The organism is Neisseria sp. P0021.S005, from assembly GCF_051956955.1.
Genome location: NZ_JBQCWY010000642.1, coordinates 1 through 1,751 on the forward strand (window position 1 = coordinate 1; position 1,751 = coordinate 1,751).

Annotated in this window: 2 protein-coding genes; both read right to left on the reverse strand. The window is 52.0% G+C overall.

Going from position 1 to position 1,751, the window contains the following annotated elements; translation table 11 throughout:
• Window positions 1-1,136, reverse strand: a 1,136-nt coding sequence (gene hemA, locus ACTHUE_RS17800; RefSeq protein WP_440424085.1) for a glutamyl-tRNA reductase, incomplete at its 3' end; no start/stop codon positions are given.
• A gap of 147 nt (window positions 1,137-1,283) precedes the next feature.
• Window positions 1,284-1,751 (reverse strand): sigma-70 family RNA polymerase sigma factor (locus ACTHUE_RS17805; protein WP_440424086.1); only part of this gene is annotated, 468 nt, incomplete at its 5' end.

The window sequence follows — 1,751 nt, forward strand, 5'->3', positions numbered from 1 at the left end:
ATGGAGAGGCGTTCGAGGACATCCTCGGCGGATACGCCTTTTGCCAGTTGCTTCATGGCATTTTCCAATACTTGGCGGCGTGCACGTTCACCTTCGTCGCGCAAGGCGCGGATAAGCGGAACGCTTTGGCGGTTTTTCTGTAGGCGGATAAATTCGCTGACTTTTTCTTCCACCATGCTTTCAGCCGCCGCCGCTGCTTTTTTGCGCGCATCTTTACCGCTTTGGACAATGTCCATCATGTCGTCTACGGTATAGAGATATGCGTCTTCCAATTCGCCGACTTCGGCTTCGATATCGCGCGGAACAGCCAAATCCAGCAGGAAAACAGGCATGTTGTGGCGTTTTTTCAATGCGCGTTCGACCATGCCTTTGCCGACGAGTGGGAGTTGGCTGGCAGTGGAAGAAACAACCACGTCGTAATCGTGAAGAATATCGGGCAATTCGTTCAGCAGGCAAGCTTCGGCGTTGACACCGAGTTTGTCGCACAATTCCTGCGCGCGCTGGTGTGTGCGGTTGGCAACGGTAATGAGCTTGGGATTTTTGGCGGCAAAATAAGTAGCCACCAGCTCAATCATTTCGCCTGCGCCGATAAAAAGGACGTTCAGATCAGAAATGGAAGGGAAGATTTGCTCTGCCATTTTGACCGATGCAGAAGCCATGGAGACGGAGTTTTCGCCGACAGCAGTGTCGGTACGCACTTCTTTGGCAACGGCAAAGGTTTTTTGAAACAGGGCGTTTAAGTGGGTGTTGATGCTTTCCTGTTCTTGCGCAACGCGGACGGCATCTTTGATTTGACCGAGAATTTGCGGTTCGCCCAAGACCATGGAATCTAAACCGCAGGCGACGCGGAAGGCGTGGCGGACGGTTTCATTATTATCTAAGGTATAGAGGTAAGGGCGGATTTCTTCGGCAGGCAGGTCGTGATATTGTGCCAACCAGTCGATGATTTTTTCGGTTTCGCCGACGCAGTAAAGCTCGGTGCGGTTGCAGGTAGAAAGAATGACTGCTTCTTCCGCCGCCTCACTACGCGCGAGGTTGGACACGGCATCCGGCAGATTTGCAGCTGCAAATGCCAGTTTTTCGCGTATGCTCAAGGGCGCGGTTTGGTGATTGAGTCCGACGACGGTAAGTTGCATGGTTATGGTATGACTGGGTAGTGTGTGTGGTGGGTATTATAGCTTAAGTGGGCTTTAAAATGAATGTGTTGGGGGAGAAGATGCAATGAGGTTTGCCATCGAAAAGGCCGTCTGAAAAGATTCAGACGGCCTTTTATCAAGAAAGGCTTAAACGGCTTCAGCTTCTTCTGCCAAGAAACCGCGCAGTTTTTGCATAGCTTTGGCTTCGATTTGGCGGATGCGTTCGGCAGATACGCCGTATTCGGCAGCCAATTCGTGCAGGGTCAAACCGCCATCGTCTTGCAACCAGCGGCTTTCAACGATACGGCGGCTGCGGTCGTCCAGTTGTGCCAAGGCGTTTTGCAGACCTTCGGTTTGCAGGGCGTAGTGGGCTTGTTTGGACAACTGGCGGCTAGGCTCTGCATCGTGATCGGCCAACCAGTCGATAGGGGCGAAGTTGTCTTCGTCATCGTTGTTTTCTGCCATGATGCCGATATCGTGACCGGTCATGCGTTGTTCCATTTCCAAGACTTCGGACAATTTGACGCCCAAATCGTCGGCGATTTCTTGCGCTTCTTTTGGAGACAAGGCATTCAGGTTTTTACGCATGCTGCGCAGATTGAAGAACAGTTTGCG